The organism is Streptomyces sp. NH27 (genome assembly GCF_056859195.1).
On record NZ_JACEGK010000931.1, the window covers coordinates 1 to 1,414 of the forward strand.

Consider the following 1,414-nt stretch of genomic DNA (forward strand, 5'->3'; position numbering starts at 1 on the left):
CGTCAGGAGTCTTCGGCGGCCTCGACGTTGGCCACCATCCTGCGCAGGACCTTGAGCGTGGCCACGTACTCCTCGTCGCTGATGCCCTCGTGGACCACGGCGCGCACCTCGGTCACCAGTTCGCGCAGCCGCGCCCTGGCAGCCTCCCCCGCATCGGTGAGGTGCAGGAGGTGCCCGGCGTCGATCCGCAGCCAGCCACGGTGGATGAGTTGGTCGACGACCCGCCCGATCTCATGCGGTCCGTCCGCGAGGGGCGTCAGCTGCTGGACGATCTCCTCGCGACTCGGCGCCGAGGAACCGCCGTTCAGGCGGTTCAACACCCAGTACTGCGGTTGCGTGACGTCGATCCCGGCCATGGCGTCACGCAGGTGCCGGGTGACGACCGCATGGGCGAGGCCGCTCCAGTACCCGACGGGCTGGGTGGCCAGCATGTCGTCGCCGGCCGCCGGATCGGCCGGTGCCTGATCGGTGGCCGTAGTGGCCGTAGTGGCCGTAGTGGCGGTATCGGTCGGTGGGTTCATGCTCCGACGCTATATGCCGCACGCGCGTACGCGTTTCGGTCGGAGGGATGCCGCGGCTACGCGAACTCCTGGGCCCACGGCGGCATCCAGCCCGCGAGCGAGCACCATGCGACTTCTCCGCCAGGTGCGGGCGGGGCCGTACGCTGGTGACGTGCATCTGTGCTTCGTGTGTAGCGGGAACATCTGCCGGTCGCCGTCCGCCGCGCTGGTGGTCGCCGAACATCTGCGCCGGGAGGGCCTGGCCGACCGGGTGCGGGTCACGAGCGCGGGCATCGGGCCGTGGCACGTCGGCGACCCGATCGACCCGCGGGCCGGGGAGGTGCTGGAGCGGCACGGCTACCCCGTGGAGCACGTCGCCGCGCAGGTGGGCGCCGAACACCTGGACGCGGACCTGTTCCTGGCGATGGACCGGGGCCATGAGAAGGCGCTGCGCAAGCTCGTCGAAGATCCGTCCCGGGTGCGGATGTTGCGGTCGTTCGACCCGGCGGCGACCGGCGGGCCGGACGAACTGGACGTGCCCGACCCGTACTACGACGGACCCGACGGCTTCGAAGAGGTGCTGGCAATGATCGAGGCATCGACGCCCGGCCTGCTCGCCTGGGTGCGCGAGCGCCTCGAAGCGTGAGGCTCGACACGTGAGCGGGGACACCGAGTCGGCGCGGGCCGCGGCGGCCCGGCGGACCGGGCAGTCGGGGACCGGCGGGCGCCGGTACTCCGGGGCGCGCACCGTCCTGCTGCTCGGCGACGGCACCACTGTGCTGGCCAAGCGCGGTGTCGGGCCCGGCGCGGTGCGCGCGGAAGCGGCGGGGCTGCGGTGGTTGGCGGGTGCGGGTGCGGGTGCGGGTGCGGGTGCGGGTGCGGCCGGGGCCGGAGGCGCGGGTGCGGGCGCTGTG

General features: G+C 73.1%; 3 protein-coding genes. 2 read left to right on the forward strand and 1 reads right to left on the reverse strand.

The features are described from left to right. Positions 1–2: 2 nt before the first annotated feature. Positions 3–521 carry a MarR family winged helix-turn-helix transcriptional regulator gene (locus AC13HU_RS37175; RefSeq protein WP_483046416.1) on the reverse strand — a complete coding sequence of 173 codons (519 nt, stop codon included), beginning with the start codon at positions 519–521 and terminating at the stop codon, positions 3–5. A gap of 151 nt (positions 522–672) precedes the next feature. On the opposite strand from AC13HU_RS37175, the gene AC13HU_RS37180 reads away from it, so the two are divergent. Together AC13HU_RS37180 and AC13HU_RS37185 are read left to right on the forward strand one after the other, a co-directional pair. Further along, complete coding sequence (locus AC13HU_RS37180) at positions 673–1,146, forward strand: low molecular weight protein-tyrosine-phosphatase (protein WP_483046417.1); 474 nt, start codon at positions 673–675, stop codon at positions 1,144–1,146. 10 nt (positions 1,147–1,156) lie between these two features. Beyond that, a partial coding sequence (locus AC13HU_RS37185; protein ID WP_483046418.1) for a hypothetical protein occupies positions 1,157–1,414 on the forward strand: 258 nt, incomplete at its 3' end.

What these genes read in the sequence shown, in the direction of transcription:
- AC13HU_RS37175 (WP_483046416.1), bottom strand. Translation starts at nt 521, where the DNA reads ATGAACCCACCGACCGATACCGCCACTACGGCCACTACGGCCACTACG.